The 16,161-nt window shown below is 73.0% G+C and carries 16 protein-coding genes and 2 pseudogenes; 9 read left to right on the forward strand and 9 right to left on the reverse strand.

The genetic code is table 11. The annotated features are described in order from the left end of the window. Positions 1-345: 345 nt before the first annotated feature. Positions 346-1,311, forward strand: a pseudogene (locus tag AB0L74_RS07365) (ABC transporter permease); the annotation flags it as partial. Then, positions 1,302-1,970 carry an ABC transporter gene (locus AB0L74_RS07370; protein ID WP_365646739.1) on the forward strand — a complete coding sequence of 223 codons (669 nt, stop codon included), beginning with the start codon at positions 1,302-1,304 and terminating at the stop codon, positions 1,968-1,970. The pseudogene AB0L74_RS07365 and the gene AB0L74_RS07370, both read left to right, overlap by 10 nt. A 108-nt stretch (positions 1,971-2,078) precedes the next feature. On the opposite strand, the gene mshD is transcribed toward AB0L74_RS07370, so the two are convergent. Further along, on the reverse strand, positions 2,079-3,008 hold the full coding sequence (mshD, locus tag AB0L74_RS07375; RefSeq protein WP_365646742.1) for a mycothiol synthase: 930 nt from the start codon (positions 3,006-3,008) through the stop codon (positions 2,079-2,081). A gap of 158 nt (positions 3,009-3,166) precedes the next feature. Here mshD and AB0L74_RS07380 point away from each other — a divergent pair, with 158 nt between their 5' ends. Next, the gene (locus tag AB0L74_RS07380) at positions 3,167-4,972 is read left to right on the forward strand and encodes a bifunctional metallophosphatase/5'-nucleotidase (protein ID WP_365646745.1); all 1,806 of its coding nucleotides are present in this window, start codon (positions 3,167-3,169) and stop codon (positions 4,970-4,972) included. 106 nt (positions 4,973-5,078) lie between these two features. On the opposite strand, the gene AB0L74_RS07385 is transcribed toward AB0L74_RS07380, so the two are convergent. The 3 genes and pseudogenes from AB0L74_RS07385 to AB0L74_RS07395 all read right to left on the reverse strand — a co-directional run bounded on the left by AB0L74_RS07385 (position 5,079) and on the right by AB0L74_RS07395 (position 7,756). Further along, positions 5,079-7,142, reverse strand: a complete 2,064-nt coding sequence (locus AB0L74_RS07385) for a pectinesterase family protein (RefSeq protein ID WP_365646748.1) — start codon at positions 7,140-7,142, stop codon at positions 5,079-5,081. Between the two features lie 103 nt (positions 7,143-7,245). Then, positions 7,246-7,529 (reverse strand): annotated as a pseudogene (locus AB0L74_RS07390) (hypothetical protein). Beyond that, complete coding sequence (locus AB0L74_RS07395) at positions 7,526-7,756, reverse strand: hypothetical protein (protein ID WP_365646750.1); 231 nt, start codon at positions 7,754-7,756, stop codon at positions 7,526-7,528. Before AB0L74_RS07395 ends, AB0L74_RS07390 begins: the two are co-directional and overlap by 4 nt. 138 nt (positions 7,757-7,894) lie before the next feature. Here AB0L74_RS07395 and AB0L74_RS07400 point away from each other — a divergent pair, with 138 nt between their 5' ends. Genes AB0L74_RS07400 through AB0L74_RS07415 form a run of 4 tightly spaced genes read left to right on the forward strand, consistent with a single transcriptional unit; the run spans position 7,895 to position 9,336 of the window. After that, on the forward strand, positions 7,895-8,719 hold the full coding sequence (locus tag AB0L74_RS07400) for a helix-turn-helix transcriptional regulator (protein ID WP_365646753.1): 825 nt from the start codon (positions 7,895-7,897) through the stop codon (positions 8,717-8,719). Beyond that, a complete protein-coding gene (locus AB0L74_RS07405; RefSeq protein ID WP_365646756.1) occupies positions 8,716-8,913 on the forward strand; it encodes a DUF397 domain-containing protein in 198 nt (65 codons plus the stop codon). The genes AB0L74_RS07400 and AB0L74_RS07405 overlap by 4 nt, the downstream gene beginning before the upstream one ends. 17 nt (positions 8,914-8,930) lie before the next feature. Beyond that, positions 8,931-9,155, forward strand: coding sequence for a DUF397 domain-containing protein (locus AB0L74_RS07410; protein WP_365646759.1), 225 nt, complete (start codon positions 8,931-8,933; stop codon positions 9,153-9,155). Beyond that, complete coding sequence (locus tag AB0L74_RS07415) at positions 9,139-9,336, forward strand: DUF397 domain-containing protein (protein WP_365646761.1); 198 nt, start codon at positions 9,139-9,141, stop codon at positions 9,334-9,336. The genes AB0L74_RS07410 and AB0L74_RS07415 overlap by 17 nt, the downstream gene beginning before the upstream one ends. Before the next feature lie 19 nt (positions 9,337-9,355). On the opposite strand, the gene AB0L74_RS07420 is transcribed toward AB0L74_RS07415, so the two are convergent. The 5 genes from AB0L74_RS07420 to AB0L74_RS07440 form a co-directional block, all read right to left on the reverse strand. Continuing rightward, complete coding sequence (locus AB0L74_RS07420; protein WP_365646764.1) at positions 9,356-10,780, reverse strand: HAMP domain-containing sensor histidine kinase; 1,425 nt, start codon at positions 10,778-10,780, stop codon at positions 9,356-9,358. Next, on the reverse strand, positions 10,777-11,514 hold the full coding sequence (locus AB0L74_RS07425; RefSeq protein WP_365646766.1) for a response regulator transcription factor: 738 nt from the start codon (positions 11,512-11,514) through the stop codon (positions 10,777-10,779). The genes AB0L74_RS07420 and AB0L74_RS07425 overlap by 4 nt, the downstream gene beginning before the upstream one ends. A 119-nt stretch (positions 11,515-11,633) precedes the next feature. After that, a complete protein-coding gene (locus AB0L74_RS07430; RefSeq protein ID WP_365646769.1) occupies positions 11,634-12,665 on the reverse strand; it encodes a trypsin-like peptidase domain-containing protein in 1,032 nt (343 codons plus the stop codon). 132 nt (positions 12,666-12,797) lie between these two features. After that, positions 12,798-13,820, reverse strand: coding sequence for a LacI family DNA-binding transcriptional regulator (locus AB0L74_RS07435; RefSeq protein ID WP_365646772.1), 1,023 nt, complete (start codon positions 13,818-13,820; stop codon positions 12,798-12,800). Positions 13,821-13,895: 75 nt separating this feature from the next. Then, positions 13,896-14,687, reverse strand: coding sequence for a response regulator transcription factor (locus AB0L74_RS07440; protein WP_365646775.1), 792 nt, complete (start codon positions 14,685-14,687; stop codon positions 13,896-13,898). A 293-nt stretch (positions 14,688-14,980) separates the two neighbouring features. Here AB0L74_RS07440 and AB0L74_RS07445 point away from each other — a divergent pair, with 293 nt between their 5' ends. After that, positions 14,981-15,862 (forward strand): alpha/beta fold hydrolase, encoded by an 882-nt coding sequence (locus tag AB0L74_RS07445; protein WP_365646778.1) that lies wholly within the window; start codon positions 14,981-14,983, stop codon positions 15,860-15,862. Positions 15,863-15,899: 37 nt separating this feature from the next. Next, a complete protein-coding gene (locus AB0L74_RS07450) occupies positions 15,900-16,154 on the forward strand; it encodes a MoaD/ThiS family protein (protein WP_365646781.1) in 255 nt (84 codons plus the stop codon). Positions 16,155-16,161 lie beyond the last annotated feature (7 nt).

Below are 16,161 nucleotides of genomic sequence, written 5' to 3' on the forward strand. Positions count from 1 at the left end.
GGTGCGCCTTGGTGCCTGCGGCGCCTGTGCGGCTCCGGTGGGGGTGCGCGTAGCGCCCAGGGTGGGGGGTGGGTCGGGCCGCGCCGGGGGGTGTCCGTCCTCGGAACGGCGCGGAATCGGTCGGTGACCAACGCACCCGGGTTGACGCGCCAACCGCTGCGGGCGGACACCCCCCGGCACGTCCCTTCCCGCCGTGGGCGGCCGCGGCTCCGTCCAACGGGGAGGCCGCCCAGCCCCGGGCAGTCGTGCCGCTGGTGGGCGCCGGGTCCGGAGGACCCCGCGGGCTGCGATCGTGAACCGGTCGGGGCGGGTCGTGCGATGAGGGGGTGTGAGCGGAACGAGAAGGTGCTGCTGTTCACGCTCGTGCTGGGCACCGCGCTGGTCGGCAGCGGGGTGGCGAGCGACTGGCTGGTGCCGGTCGTCACCGAGGCCGGCGGCGGCCCGCTGCCCTCCGGCCTGCTGGGACGGCCCGCTGCCTGGCACGCCCTGTACCTGGCGGGCGTGGCGCTGTGCGCCGCCTGCCTCGCGGTGCTCGCCGCGGGCGGCCGGAACCTCGCCGTGCGGGCCGGGGTCGCGGGGACGCTGGCCCTGGCGGTGCTGGGCGCCGTCGGGCAGTCCGCGGGCCTGTCGCCGTCGCCGCAGCCGACGGCGGCGCGCGAGCGGGCCTCCGTCACCCCGGAGAAGGAGCAGCGCCGCGTCGAGCGGGGGCGGTCGACGTACTGCGCCTTCCCCGAGTGGACGGCACGGGCCGGTACCTGGGCCGGGGTCGTGGAGAAGGTCCAGTCGCTGGCCGGGGGCGCCGCGGCACGGCAGCCGCTGCTCGTCCGGCAGCGGATCGAGGCCCGGTACGGCCTGGACGGCGACGCCGCCCTGCCCCCGCTGACCGCGCCGCGTCAGGTGACGGTCGGTACCGCCTGGGGCGGCAACCGCGTGCCGGAGTTCTCCACCGCCGTCGCCGCCGTGCTGGTCGGGGGCCACGAGCGGACGGCCGGCGACATGTGCGACGGCCGGATGGTCACCGTGATGTGGCTCGCCCTGGGCTGGCAGGACGACCCGACGGGGGCCCTGCGCCGGGTCCGCCTCGACGACAGCGTGACCGGCTCGGCGGTCGTCCTGTCGCCGACCGACCCGCTGACCATGACCGAGGGGCAGACCGACGTCGTACGGGAACTGCTGGGCCGGCCGCGCGCCGAGGTCACGGCGAAGGTGAAGGAGCACTGGAGCGAGCTGACCTCCCCGAAGGTGACGACCGCGCAGGCGGCGCGGCTGCTCGGGGTGGCCGCGCCCGGGCAGGCGGACCGGTGCGAGTGATCCGGGCGCTGGCGGGCCCGGTGTGGCGCACGCTGCCGTGGCGGGCGCTGGGGGCCGCCGGGGCCGTGGGGCTGCTGCTCGCCGCGCTGCCCCGGCTGGCGGACGGTGAGCCGAGCCCCTGGGTGACGCTCACGGCGCTGCGGGGCGCCGCGCTGGCCGGCGGGCTCGGCCTGGCCTTCCTGCTGGACGATCCGGCCCGGCAGCTCACCGCCCCGGTGCCGGTCCGGCGCCCGCTGCGGCAGGCGCTGCGAGCCGCCCTGGTCATGCCGTGGGCCGCGCTGTGGTGGGCGGCGGTGCTGCTGCTCGCCCCGGCGACGGCGCGGCCCCCGGTGGCCGGCCTCACCCTGGAGGCGGGCGTCGTCTGCGGGTTCGCGCTCGCCGGAGCGGCGGCGGCGCTGCGGCTGACGGACGAGGCGCGGCCGGGGCGGGCGGTGGCGGCGGTCCTGCTCACCGCGGCCGTGCTCGCGCCGCTGGTGCTTCCCGAGCGCTGGGCGCTGTTCGTGCCGCCGGACGACGAGCGGTGGGCGGCGGCCCATGACCGGTGGGCCCTGGCGCTGGCCGGAGCGGGGGCCCTGTGGGCGGCGTGCGGGCCCGAGCCCCTGCGGCGGCGGGCGGCACCGTCCCGCGCGGGCGGAGGGTCCCCCGCCGGGGCGGCGTGACACGCCGCCGGCGAGCGAGCACCGCTGAGGACGCCGGGGACGCCGGGGGACCGCCCCGTACGCCGCCCGGCGGCCTCGTACCCCGTCGCCGCACGTCTCCCCGTCGCCTCACGTCTCCGTGCGGTACATCAGGTCCGTCTCGTGCGTGGTGAATCCCAGCCGTTCGTAGACGGACACCGCCGCCTGGTTGTCGGCGTCGACGTAGAGCATCGCCGTCGGCAGTCCCCGCTCCGCCAGGTGGCGCAGGCCGATCGTGGTGAGGGCCTTGCCGAGGCCGCCACCCTGGGCGCCGGGGCGGACGCCGACGACGTACACCTCGCCCAGCCGTTCGGCCGCGTGCACCTTGGTCCAGTGGAAGCCGACGAGGTCGTCGCCGCGGAAGGCGAGGAAGAAGCCGGCCGGGTCGAACCACGGTTCGGCCTTGCGGTCGTCGAGATCCCGCTGGGTGAGGGAGCCCTGCTCCGGGTGGTGGGCGAACGCGGCGGCGTTCACGGCGAGCCACGCCGCGTCGTCCTGCCCGGGGACGAAGGTGCGCACGCGCACGCCCTCGGGCAGCACCGGCTCGGGCAGCTCGAACCCGGTCAGCGGGCGCCGCATCTGGCGCAGTTCGCGGAAGAGGCTGAGGCCCAGCACCTGGGCCAGGTGCCGGGCGGCGGAGTGGCCGCCGTGCGCCCAGATCCGCAGCCGCTTGCCGGAGGCGGCGAGCAGGGCCGCGCCGAGCGCCCGGCCGTGTCCCTGCCCCCGGTGCCCGGGGTGCACCACCAGCTCGGCGGCGGGCGGCTCCACCGGGTCGGTGTCCTCCAGCTGGGCGTAGCCGACGAGTTCGCCGCCGACGGTCAGCAGCAGGTGCGCGACGCCCGCGCGTTCCCCGCCGCGCAGCTGGAGGCGTCCCTGTTCGGACACCGCCTGCTGCCCGTCGGTGCGGGCGGCGTCGGTGAGCAGGGCGAGGACGGCCTCGGTCTGCTCCCCGGTGAGCGCGGCGTGGGTCTCGATCGAGCGGGTGCGGCTGCCGGGCCGTGCGGTGTCGTCGCTGGTCATGCGTACGAGGGTAAGGGGCGGGCCGGGCAAAGTGGCGGCACGGGGGAGACCAAGGTGTAACCCGGAAACCCCTGTCGCGCTACGCGCGTTGACTCTAGGCTGCGCCCGTACCTGTCGCGTCCGCCAGGCCACGAGAACACCGACCCACAGGGGGGCGTATGCCAGCCACATCCCACCCGCGACCGCGCCGCGGGCGCCGTACGTCCCGGCTGCTCGCGGCCGCCGCCGGGCTCGCGACCGCCGGCGCGCTGGTGGCGGCGCTGCCGCAGACCGCGAGCGCCGGCGAGAAGACCACGAGCCACAAGCCGGGCCGCTACCAGGACGTGCAGCTGCTGTCCTTCAACGACCTGCACGGCAACCTGGAGCCGCCGGCCGGTTCCTCCGGCCGGGTCACCGAGCTCCAGCCCGACGGCACCACGAAGACGGTCGACGCGGGCGGCGTGGAGTACCTCGCCACCCATCTGCGCCAGGCCCGCAAGGGCCACCCGTACTCCATCACCGCCGCCGGCGGCGACATGGTGGGCGCCTCGCCGCTGCTGTCCGGCCTCTTCCACGACGAGCCGGCCATCGAGGCGCTGAACCGGCTCGGCCTGGACGTCACCTCCGTCGGCAACCACGAGTTCGACGAGGGCGCCAGGGAGCTGGCCCGCCTCCAGAACGGCGGCTGCCACCCCACCGACGGCTGCTACGGCGGGCGGGAGTTCGAGGGCGCCGACTTCCCGTACCTCGCGGCGAACGTCCTGGACGAGAAGACCGGCAAGCCGATCCTCAAGCCGTACTGGGTGTGGCAGAAGAAGGACGTCAAGATCGGCTTCATCGGGGTGACGCTGGAGGCCACCCCGGACGTCGTCTCCGCCGAGGGCGTCAAGGGCCTCGCCTTCAAGGACGAGGTCGAGACGATCGACAAGTACGCCAAGGTGCTCCAGCGCCAGGGGGTGAAGTCGATCGTGGCGCTGGTCCACGAGGGCGGCCTCCCCGCCTCGGGCTCCTACAACTACGACTGTGACGCGCCGGGCGCGGGCGACGGGATCTCCGGGCCGATCGTGGAGATCGCGAAGAAGGTCACCCCGCGGGTGGACGCGCTGGTCACGGGGCACACCCACCACGCGTACGTCTGCACGATCCCTGACCCGGCCGGCCAGCCCCGCATGGTCACCTCGGCCTCGTCCTTCGGCCGCCTGTACACGGACACCACGCTGACCTACGACCGCCGTACCGGAGACATCGCCCGTACGGCGGTGGAGTCGGCCAACCACGTGGTCACCCGGGACGTCCCCAAGGCACCCGACATCACCGAGCTGATCGACCGGTGGAACATCCTGGCCGCCCCGATCGGCGACCGCCCCGTCGGCCACATCTCCGGCGACATCGGCAACAGCGGCACCGAGTCCCCGCTCGGCGATCTGATCGCCGACGCGCAGCTCGCGTACGGCAAGGAGCTGGACCCGGAGACCGATCTCGCGCTGATGAACTCCGGGGGTATCCGCGCGCCCCTGACCTACGCGGCCAAGGGCGGCGAGGGCGACGGCGTGGTGACGTACGCGGAGGTCTTCGCCGTGCAGCCGTTCGCCAACACGGTCAACCTCCAGGACATCACCGGCGCCCAGCTGATCCAGATCCTCAAGGAGCAGGTGAGCGGTGCCAACGAGGCGGCGCCGAGGATTCTGCAGATCTCGTCCGGGCTGACGTACACGCTGGACCTGACGAAGACCGGCGCCGACCGGGTGGTCACCGACTCGATCCGGCTGAACGGCCAGGCCGTCGACCCGTCGGCCACCTACCGCGTCGCGTCGAACAGCTTCCTCGCGGGCGGCGGCGACGGCTTCCCGACGCTGGGCCAGGGCACCAACGACCTCGTGGGCGCCGACGACCTGACGGCGCTGGAGGAGTACCTTGCGGCCAACTCCTCGGCGACCGATCCGATCGAGCCCCCGGCGGCCGACCGGATCACGATCGTGCGGTAAGCGGGCTTCAGGGGGTACGGGGGTACGGGGGTACGGCCGAGGGCCCGGGGCGCGTGCGCGTCCCGGGCCCTCGGCACGGGTCTGGTGCGGACGGGCGGTACGGGGTTCAGGAGGCGGTCGGCGACCAGTCGCCGAGCCAGTCCCGGACCTCCTGGTCCGCCGCCTGGGCGTCGGTCAGGTGCGGGCGGTCGGCGCTCGCCGCGCCCGCGCCGGGGCCGGTGTTCTTGTACTCCGCGAAGCGGTCGTCCTTCCAGGAGAAGCCGCTCATGTCGGTCCAGGGTGTGGTCCTGATCGCGGCGCTGAGGGCGGTGTTGCGGACCGTCGTCTGCGGGTCCAGCGTGGCGTCGCCGCCCGCGTGCCAGGGGCGGCCGAGGTAGAAGGTGCGGTCCGAGACGGCGCCGTTCACCGTGGAGTTGGCGATCAGGATGCCCTTGCGGCCGGCGGCCGTGCTCGGGGCCGTGACGTAGCCGGCGGAGGTGCCGTCCCAGCGCTTCTTCAGGGTGATGACCGAGCGGTCGATCACGGCGGTTGCGCGGCCGAAGATGAAGTCGACGTTGCCGACGACATAGGAGTCGGCCATGTAGACGCGGCCCAGCCGGTCCTTCGCCGCCGTGTCGAGCAGGAGGGTGTCCTGGTCGCCCTCGACGATCACCGAGTCCAGGAACACCTTGTCCGACGCCGTGCGCAGGGCCACGGCCTGGTGGCCGGAGATGTGCTGGTTGGCCTTCTCGTCGAAGTCGTTGGCGATGGTCAGGTTGCGGGCCTGGAAGTCGTCCGCCTCGACGGCGACGGTGGCGCTGCCGCCGGTGCCGTAGGTGCCGCCGCCCGGCTTGGGGGTGCCGGAGGCGTTGTTGTAGACGATCACCGTGTCCTTGCGGCTCGCGCCCGTGCCCTGAATGGTGACGTGCGGCTTGTTGGAGGGGACCTTCACCGTCTCGCGGTACGTGCCCGGCTTGACCGCGATGACGACCCGGCTCGGGTTGTTCGCGGGGACGGCGTTCACGGCGGCCTGGACGGTGGAGTACTGCCCGGAGCCGTCCTTGGCGACGGTGAGGGCGGTGGCCGCGGCGGCTGCGGGGGCGGCTGTGACCGAGGCCGCCGTGGTCCCCAGGGAGCCGCGCGGCCCGGCACCCGACTTGAGCAGTGCGGGCAGGTCCGCCGCCTTGTCGAGGGTGTAGCCGTAGTACGTCTTCGGGTCGAAGGCCGTGCCGCCGCTCTCGTTGCGCCCGCTGGTGCCGGAGAAGACGTTGCCGCGCTGCACGACCGACGCCGTGGCGTCCTTGATGACGGGGTTGTTGACGCCCTGGAAGTAGGAGTTCTCCAGGACCATCCTCGTCTTCCCGCGCGCGTAGTTGCCGTAGGAGGAGGTGATGGCGGTCCCCGGGGTGTCCTCCAGGACGTTGTTGTAGAGGTGCGCGTGGGCGGCGTTGTCCGTGGACGGATTGCGCTGCTCGGTCTCGCGGATCCAGTTGTGGTGGATCGTGATGTCGGTGACGGTGTTCTCGGTCCAGCCGATGCCGAACGCCTTGTTGTTGTCGCTCAGCTTGTTCCACGACACGGTGATGTTCGTACTGTCCTTGCGGACGTCGATGAGCCCGTCCGCCATGTGCCGCAGGTCGTTGTGGTCGATCCAGACGTGATGGGCGCCGTCCATCTGGATCGCGTCGTAGTCGTGGTCCTTGTCGTTCCAGACGCCCTGGTACGAGTCCCGGATCGTCAGGTTCCGGATGATCACGTTGTGCACGCCGGGGCCGAGGAAGAAACCGCCGCCGACGATGTGCCCGGAGGCGCCGGAGCCGATGATCGTCTTGTCCGAGGCGACCTTGATCTCCTTGCCGACGGGGTTCATGGTGATCGTCCCGGCGACGATGATGACGTACGGCTCGGCGGCTGTGGCGTACTTCTCCAGCTCGGCCTGGGTTCGCACGGTGACGATCTGCCCGCCCCGCCCGCCATACGTGCCGTTCTGGCCGAGGGAGTCCACGGAGGCGAATCCGTCGGCGGTCGCCGTCGCCCACGCGGGCACCTCGGCCGCCGCCGCCTGAGGCTGCGCGTGCGCGCCGACGACGAACACGCCTGCGGCGATCAGTGCGAGGGGGACGCCGGCCGCGAGTGCCGTCGTCTTCCCGCGCCTGCGGTGCCGGGGCTTGCCACGAGTCATCTCATCCATGCGGGTTCCGTTCCGTGCGTGGGGATGGTCGCCGGATAGTCGCCGCGGGCGGGGGGAGGGTTGCCGCGTTCCCGGATCAGCGGGAGCGAGCGCCGAGTCGGAGTCAGGAGGGGGAGGGGGCCTCGTCGGGCAATGGGGCTCCCCGGCTGACGGCGACCCGGAGTACGTCCTCCAGGGACTCGGTGGCCCGGGTGAGCGCGAACCGCACGGCCCGCTCACCGGCCTTGGCGTCACCGAGCACGGCCCTGGCCCCTGCCGTACCTCCACGGCGGAGCGCAGTTGGGCGGCCTCGATGTCATCGGCGAGCCGTGAGAGCCGGCTCTCCGGGTCGTCGCTGCTGAGGTAGCAGGGCTTGCCGTCCTCGCCCGTCCAGGGGAGCAGCCTCATGCGTACACCTCCGCCGGGTGACCTTCGCGGGCGAGCAGGTAGGGGCGCACGAGCGGGGTGTCGAGCCAGACGGGCTCCGGGGCGAGGGGCGAGGAGTGCGGGGGTGCCGGGGGAGACGGCAGCGCCGTGGCGCGGTGGCGTCCCTCGGTGGGCAGCAGGAGCCGTACGAGGGAGAGCAGGGCGGTCTCGCAGAGTCCGGCGAGGCGCAGGCGGAGGCGCAGAGGCATGGGGGTGCCCTTCCGGGGCTTGGCAAGGGGTGGTTGACGAGCGGTGATTACCGTTCGTGCCTCGATGGTCACTGATGGCGCGTACGCTGCGGAAGAGGTTCGGCGTTGTCTGGCGCCCAGGCAACGGGGAGGGATGACGTGGGCGAGAAGGTTGACGCTCAGCGGGTTTCCGGGCGGGCGATGCTCGGGCAGACGCTCAGGGTCCTGCGGGAGAAGGCCGGGAAGTCTCTGGGGCAACTGGCCGAGGAGACCGGCTACGAGAAGAGCTATCTGAGCCGCCTGGAGACGGGTGAGCGGCTGTCCAAGGTGACGGTCATAGAGGACCTGGACGAGTACTACGGTACCGGTGACCTGCTGTTGAGCCACTGGAAGGCGGCTCGGCTGGACGCGTTCAAGGACCAGTACAAGGAGTACATGGCGCTGGAGGCGACGGCGCGGATCATGTGGGTCTTCTCGCCCGGCATCCCGGGCGTGCTCCAGACCGAGGACTTCGCTCGGGAGGTGTTGTCTGGCGCCCAGACAACGGCGGACGGTGAGGAGGCCGTCGAGGAGCAGGTGGCCGCGCGGCTCGGGCGCCAGTACCTGCTGAGGCAGAAGCCGGAACCGGAAGTGCGCATCATCGTGGACGAGTTCGCGCTCCGACGGCCCGCTGCCCAGGGCAAGACCTGGGAGGACCAGGTGCTGCATCTTGAGGCCGCCGCGCTGTGGCCCAATGTGGCGCTTCAGGTACTGCCGTTCTCGGCGGGAGCGCACCACCATATGAACGGATCGCTGACGCTGCTTTGGCAGAGTGACGGAAGCGCTGTTGTCTACAAGGAAGGCAACGGATGCAGCCGGTTGATCGAGGAGTTGCACGAAGTTCTTCGACAGCGGTTGTCCTACGATCGGCTCCGCGACCTGGCGTTGTCCCCGTCGGACTCGCTCGCGTTCATCAGGGACGTACTGGAGGAGCACAGATCATGACGGGTACCCCCGACCTCACCACCGCAGTGTGGCGCAAGTCGAGCTACAGCGAAGGGGGAGCCAACGACTGTGTCGAGATCGCCGACAACTGCCCCGGCGCAGTCCCGGTCCGTGACAGCAAGCTCTCGGCGAGCCCGGTGATCGTGTTTGGCGTGGGCTCCTGGACGTCGTTCCTGGCGGGCGTGAAGAGCTGATGAAGGGAGCGGTACCCATGAACCGAGCCTCTGACCTCACCAGCGCTGCGTGGCGTAAGTCGTCCTACAGCGATGGGGGAGACAACAACTGCGTGGAGGTCGCCGACGACTGCCCCGGCATGGTCCCGGTCCGTGACAGCAAGCTGTCGGAGGGCCCGGTGATCGTGTTCGACGCCGATTCCTGGTCGTCATTCCTGACGGGGCTGACGAAGGGAGCGCGTATCCATGAACCGAGCTTCTGACCTCACCACCGCCGCGTGGCGGAAGTCGTCCTACAGCGACGGGGGAGCCAACAACTGCGTCGAGGTCGCCGACAACTGCCCCGGCATGGTCCCGGTCCGTGACAGCAAGCTCTCGGCGGGCCCGGTGATCGTGTTCGGCGCGGGCTCCTGGTCGTCGTTCCTGGCGGGCGTCAAGGGCTGAGGGCGCTGAGGGGGCTCCCTCAGGCCGGCGGCGGTTCGTCCGGTGGCGGTGTCGGTGCCCCCGGCAGCCGGATCGTCGCCATCGTGCCGCCGCCCTCCGCAGCGGTCAGCCGGACCTCGCCGCCCGCCTGCTGCACCGTACGGGCGACGATCGACAGGCCGAGGCCGGAGCCGGGCAGGGCGCGGGCGGAGGGGGAGCGCCAGAACCGGTCGAAGACTCGGGGGAGTTCGTCGTCGGCGATGCCGGGCCCGTGGTCGCGGACGGTGAGGACGCCGTCGGCGAGCCGCACCTCGATCGTGCCGCCCTCCGGGCTGAACTTGACCGCGTTGTCCAGGATGTTGACCACCGCCCGCTCCAGCGCGGCCGGTTCCGCGCGGACGTACCACGGCCCTACGTCCGCCGTGATCGTCAGTTCCGGGCCGCGCAGCCGGGCGCGGCGCAGGGCGGATTCGACGACATCGTGCCAGGCGACGATCCGGGTCTTGGCGCCGGTGTGCTGGTCCTGCTCGGGGCGAGACAGCTCCTGGAGGTCGCCGATGAGCGCGGCCAACTCCGTCACCTGGGCCTTCACCGAGGCCAGGAGCGCCTTGCGGTCGGCTTCCGGGATCGGGCGGCCGGTCTCCTCGCTGCGGGTAAGGAGCTCGATGTTGGTACGCAGCGACGTCAGGGGCGTGCGCAGCTCGTGCCCGGCGTCCGCGATGAGCTGCTGCTGGAGCTCCCGGGAGCTGGCCAGGGCGGACGTCATCGAGTTGAAGGAGCGGGACAGGCGGGCGATCTCGTCCTCGTCGCCGTCCTCCACGGGGATGCGGACGGTGAGGTCCTCGGTGCGGGCCACGTGCTCCACGGCGCGGGTCAGCTCGTCCACCGGGCGCAGGCCGGTGCGGGCCACCCACAGTCCGGCGGCGCCCGCGCCGACCACTCCGGCACCGGCGACGAAGACGAGTACCAGCGCGAGGTTGCTGAGGGAGCCGTTCACCTCGTCCAGGGGCCGGGCCGCGGAGACGGCCACGTCCCGCAGGCCGGGCACGGCGTAGGTGAAGACGCGGTACTTGGTGCCGTCCGCCCCGGTGGCGTTGTGGAGGACGCCGGGGGAGGTCCCCTCGGCCACGTCGTGGTCGGCGCGGGTCAGCGCCACCTCCTCGGTGCCGATGATGAGACAGCTCTGGCCCTGCCGGTCCACCAGTTGGACGGTGGAGTCGAACAGGTTGGGCTCCTGCGCGGTGGACTCGTGCAGGCACAGGCCGGTCCTGAGGTCGACGTACTGCGTCACCTGGGCCCGGTCCATGCGGCTGGCCCGCAACGCGTCGTCGAGCGAGTTCATCAGGACGTTCTTCACCACGAACCAGCACGCCACGGCCGCCGCCGCGACGGCGAACGCGACCGCCGCCGCCACCAGCAGGGCCAGCCGCGAGCGCAGGGGCAGGGCACGGTACCGCCTGATCACTCGGCGCCGCCCTGCCGCAGTACGTAGCCGACGCCCCGGACGGTGTGGACGAGGCGCGGCTCGCCGCCGGCCTCGGTCTTGCGGCGCAGGTACATCACGTACACGTCCAGGGAGTTGGACGACGGCTCGAAGTCGAAGCCCCAGACCGCCTTGAGGATCTGCTCCCGGGTGAGGACCTGGCGCGGGTGGGCCAGGAACATCTCCAGCAGGGTGAACTCGGTGCGGGTCAGCTCCACCGGCCGCCCGCCCCGGGTCACCTCGCGCGTCGCCAGGTTCATCCGCAGGTCGGCGAAGGCCAGGACGTCCTCCTCCTCGGCCGAGGCCGCCGCCACGGCCGCCGCGTAGGAGCTGCGGCGCAGCAGGGCGCGGATGCGGGCGAACAGCTCGTCCAGCTCGAACGGCTTGACCAGGTAGTCGTCGGCGCCCGCGTCCAGCCCGGTCACCCGGTCGCCGACCGTGTCGCGGGCCGTGAGCATGAGGATCGGGATGGTGTCGCCGGCGGCCCGGATGCGGCGGGCGGCGGTCAGGCCGTCCATGCGGGGCATCTGGATGTCGAGGACCACCAGGTCGGGCCGGTAGGCCGCCGCCTTCTCCAGGGCTTCGGCGCCGTCGGCGGCGACCTCGGTGCCGTACCCCTCGAAGGCGAGGCTGCGCTGGAGGGCTTCGCGCACCGCCGGTTCGTCGTCGACGATCAGGATGCGCTGGGGGTCACGGTCGCCGTCTGCGGGGCTCATGGCTGGATGGTCCTCGGGTGCGGTCGGGTAGGGGTGACAACGCCTTCAGCGTCGCACGTCCGCGCCCGCCCGTGCGGCGCGGTGCCGGACCGGGGCGCGGGTGCCGTGCCAGGCGGACCCTAGCCGTCGGCGCCCGCGCGCAGTTTGGCCAGGTCCGCCTTGACGGTGTCGATCGGGATGGCGAAGCCGAGGCCGACGCTGCCCGCGTCGGCGGAGGAGCCGGCCGCCGAGTACATCGCGGAGTTGATCCCGATGATGCGGCCGCTCATGTCGATCAGCGCGCCGCCGGAGTTGCCCGGGTTGAGGGAGGCGTCGGTCTGGATCGCCTTGTACGTCGTCGTGGAGGACCCGGTGTCGCCGTTGAACTGCCGGCCGCCGAACTCGAACGGCCAGCCGCCGTCCGGCCGCTGCTGCTCCTCGTCCGTCGGCACGGTCACGTCCCGGTCCAGGGCGGAGACGATGCCGCTGGTGACGGTGCCGGTCAGCCCCTCGGGCGAGCCGATCGCCACGACCTGGTCGCCGACCCGCACGGCGTCCGAGTCGCCGAGCGTGGCCGCCGGGAGGCCGGAGGCGCCCCCCAGCTTGATCAGCGCCAGGTCCTTCGCGCTGTCGGTGCCGACCACCTCGGCGGTGTACTTCTTGCCGTCGCTGGTGGTCACCTCGACCGACGAGGCGCCCGAGACGACGTGGTTGTTGGTGATGATCTCGCCGTCGGCGGTGATGATCACGCCGGAGCCGGTGGAGGCGCCGGTGTTCGAGGCGGCGCTGATCTCGACGATGCTCGGGCTGACCGCCTGGGCCACCGAGGCGACCGTGCCCTTCTGCCCGGCGGGGACGGCGGTGGTGCCGGTGGAGCTCGCGGCGACCGTGCCGCCGCCGGTGAGCTCCTGGATGCCGTACGCGGTGCCGCCGCCGACGGCCGCCGCGACGATCGCCACGGCCGCGAGCAGCGCGACCGGTCCGCGCCGGGCCCGCCTGCGCGCGGGCTCCCCGGGAACCGGAGCGGCGGCCGGCGGGACCGGCGGCCGCGCGGGCGGGGGCGGCCACTCGGGGTTCACGGGAGAGACGGCGTGCCGCGCCTCGCCCTGGTACGGGTTCCGGCCCGGGTACGGGTTCTCGTACTCGCCGCTGCGGCGGAAGCTCTCGGTCATGTCCACGAGGATCACGGCCGAGCATGAGAGCCGTCTGAGTGCACGCTGAGAAGCCCGGCAGAACCTCGTATGCCCGATATAAAGGCGCTCAGCGCAAGGCGAAAGGCGAGGGCCGGGCCAGTGCGGCGGCGGCTACCGGCAGCCGCAGGACTGCCGGACCACCAGCCGCGACGGGAACACCTTGAGCCGCTCGCGCCGGGAGCCGGCCACCCGCAGCCCGTCGTCGAGGACCAGGTCGACGGCGGACCGCGCCATCGCCGAGCGGTCGGAGGCGACCGTCGTCAGCGGCGGGTCGGCCAGCGCCGCCTCCTTGATGTCGTCGAACCCGGCCACCGCCAGCTCGCCCGGCACGTCGATGCGCAGCTCGCGCGCCGCGCGCAGCAGGCCGATGGCCTGGTCGTCGGTGGAGCAGAAGACCGCGGGCGGGCGGTCGGGGCCGGAGAGGATGCCCAGCGCGACCTGATAGGCGTCGTAGCGGTTGTACGGCGCCTCGAAGAGCCGTCCCTCGGTGGGCAGGCCGGCCTCCCGCATCGCGCGCCGCCATCCCTCGACGTGGTCGGAGACGGGGTCGCCGACGGCGGGGGTCTCGGCGGTGCCGCCCATGCAGGCCACGTACGGGTAGCCGTGCTCCAGCAGATGGCGTACGGCGAGCTGGGCGCCGCCCAGGTCGTCGGTGACCACGGCGACGTCGTCCATGGCCTCGGGGCGCTCGTGCAGCAGCACCACGCGGGCGTCCCAGGCGTCGATCTCGGCGGCGGCCAGGTCGTTCAGGGCGTGGCTGACGAGGATCAGTCCCGAGACGCGCATGCCGAGGAAGGCCCGCAGATAGTGGACCTCGCGCTCGCCGATGTAGTCGGTGTTGCCGACCAGGACCATCTTCCCGCGCTCGGAGGCGGCCTGCTCCACCGCGTGCGCCATCTCCCCGAAGAAGGGCTGGCGGGCGTCCGGGATGATCAGGCCTATGAGGTCCGTGCGCCGCGACGCCATCGCCTGGGCCACCCGGTCGGGCCGGTACCCCAGTTCCTTGATCGCGGCGAGCACACGCTCCCGCGTGGCCGGGGCGACCGGCCGGGGTCCGTTGTTGATGACATAGCTGACGACGGCAGTGGAGGTCCCTGCCAGCCGCGCCACATCATCCCGAGTCACCTTGGCCACGCGCGGAGTCTACGCGGATGGACCCCTTCTGGGCAGGGCGTATCGACGTGCGGGACACGCGCTACGCCCTCGCCGTCACGCCTCGGCCGGCACCTCGGCGACGGCCGGGGCGACAGAGGTGTCCGCCTCGCCCCGCTTTGCCCGCCCGCCGGCCGGGGGCGTGGCCTCCTCCGCGGCCCGCGCCGGTTTCTCCGGCTTCTCGGGGGTGACGAAGCGGTACCCGACGTTGCGGACGGTGCCGATGAGCGACTCGTGCTCGGGGCCGAGCTTGGCGCGCAGCCGCCGTACGTGGACGTCGACCGTGCGGGTGCCGCCGAAGTAGTCGTAGCCCCAGACCTCCTGGAGGAGCTGGGCGCGGGTGAAGACGCGGCCCGGGTGCTGGGCGAGGTACTTCAGCAGCTCGAACTCCTTGAAGGTCAGGTCCAGGACCCGGCCCTTGAGCTTGGCGGAGTACGTCGCCTCGTCCACCGACAGGTCGCCGTTGCGGATCTCCATGGGGGAGTCGTCGCCGGTGATCTGCTGGCGGCCCATGGCCAGCCGCAGCCGGGCCTCGACCTCCGCCGGGCCGGCGGTGTCCAGCAGGACGTCGTCGATGCCCCAGTCGGCGGTGACGGCGGCGAGGCCGCCCTCGGTGACGACGAGGAGGAGCGGACAGCCGGGGCCGGTGGAACGCAGCAGCTGGCACAGGCTGCGCACCTGCGGCAGGTCCCGGCGGCCGTCGACGAGGATCACGTCGGCGCCCGGGGTGTCGACGAGGGCCGGGCCCTCCGCGGGCGCCACGCGCACGTTGTGCAGCAGCAGGCCGAGCGCGGGAAGCACCTCCGTCGACGGCTGGAGGGCGTTGGTCAGCAGCAGCAGAGAACTCATCGCACCCCTCCCCCGGACTCCCGGTCCCGCTCGGTCGGGGGGTGACCCCACGCGGGGGTCCTCACACGGTCGTGCACGGTTCGCTCGCCCATAACGTCTTGGTTCCTCCTCGGTCCCTGCGAGGACGTTTGCGGCACTGCTTCGTACTGCGCGGCTCCCGCGCCCCTGGGCGCCGCTATGCGTCCGACGGCCCGTACACCTGCGGTTTCCCGCGTCGTATACAACGCTTCCGAAAGCACGAAAGGACCCGGGGGCTACGCTGCCCGGATCCTCTTCCCAGCACAATAGCCGACATGAGCTCTGGTCGGGCAGGTCATGTGGCGCGTTCCACCCGTCGTCCGTATGCCGGGACGCCCGGCCGGGTGCCCGCGCGGACCTTCCTGCGCACCGCCGACGGCGTGCGCGTCGACGCCGTGTACGAACCGGGCGCGGCGGTGCCCGGCGCGGCGGGGGCGCGGGACGCGGTGTTCGTGGTGGCGCACGGCTTCACGGGTGACGCGGACCGCCCGCACATCAGGCGGATCGCCGCCGCGTTCGCCCGCCACGGCGCCGTCGTCACCTTCTCCTTCCGCGGCCACGGCGCCTCCGGCGGGCGCTCCACGGTCGGCGACCGCGAGGTGTACGACCTGGCGGCGGCCGTCGCCTGGGCGCGCGGTTTCGGACACGCCCGCGTCGTCACCGTCGGCTTCTCCATGGGCGGCTCGGTGGTCCTGCGGCACGCGGCGCTGTACGGCGGCGACGGCCGGGGCGGTCCGGACGGCGGTACCGGCGCGGGCGGGGCGGCCCGGACGGACGCCGTGGTGTCGGTGAGCGCGCCCGCCCGCTGGTACTACCGGGGCACCGCCCCGATGCGCCGGCTGCACTGGCTGGTGACCCGCCCCGCGGGCCGGGTCGTGGGCCGCTACGGCTTCCGCACCCGTATCCACCACCGGGACTGGGACCCGGTGCCGCTGTCGCCGGTGGAGGCGGTGCCCCGGATCGCCCCGGTGCCGCTGCTCGTCGTGCACGGCGACCGGGACGGCTACTTCCCCGTCGACCACCCCCGGATGCTGGCCGAGGCCGCCGGTGACCACGGCGAACTGTGGCTGGAGCCCGGCATGGGCCACGCCGAGCACGCCTGCGGCGAGGACCTGCTGCGCCGGATCGGGGACTGGGCCGTCGCACGGGCGGGCTAGCCTGGCCGTGTTCACTGCCGATCGACTAAGGATCCAGATGGCAAAGGTCACGGTGCGCTACTGGGCCGCCGCGAAGGCCGCGGCCCGGGTGGCCGAGGAGCCGTACGAGGCCGCCACGCTCGCCGAGGCGCTCGACGCGGTGCGCGAGCGGCACCCCGGCGAACTCTCGCGTGTGCTGTCGCGCTGCTCGTTCCTGGTCGACGGCGACCCCGTGGGCACCCGCGGGCATGAGACGGTACGGCTGGCCGACGGCGGCACGGTCGAGGTGCTCCCGCCGTTCGCAGGAGGGTGACCCGACC

Origin of the sequence: Streptomyces sp. NPDC052020, assembly GCF_040680575.1 — a bacterium.
Taxonomy (GTDB): Bacteria; Actinomycetota; Actinomycetes; order Streptomycetales; family Streptomycetaceae; genus Streptomyces.